Below are 220 nucleotides of genomic sequence, written 5' to 3'. Positions count from 1 at the left end.
GACTTTCCATTCACCTTCGCCATAAACCTTAAGGCCAGTTGCATCAATGGCTAGGTGTTGTATCGCTCCTCTCGTTTTAGTCTTAAATGAGACCTCAACTTGCTTGGCTCTACGGCTGATGCAGGTGTAATGCGGACAACTTAACGGCACATGGGCTAACCTAAATATCGAGTCGATAAATCCTTGCAGCGCTCTCAGTGGCATAGAAAAAACTCGTTTC

Annotated in this window: 1 protein-coding gene; it reads right to left on the bottom strand. The window is 45.9% G+C overall.

Going from position 1 to position 220, the window contains the following annotated elements; translation table 11 throughout:
* A partial coding sequence (locus A142_RS15785) for an IS5/IS1182 family transposase (RefSeq protein WP_019821650.1) occupies positions 1-220 on the bottom strand: 220 nt, incomplete at both ends.

Origin of the sequence: Vibrio splendidus 12E03 (assembly GCF_000272105.2) — a bacterium.
GTDB lineage: Bacteria > Pseudomonadota > Gammaproteobacteria > Enterobacterales > Vibrionaceae > Vibrio > Vibrio splendidus_I.
This window is presented reverse-complemented; position numbering and strand designations above follow the sequence as displayed.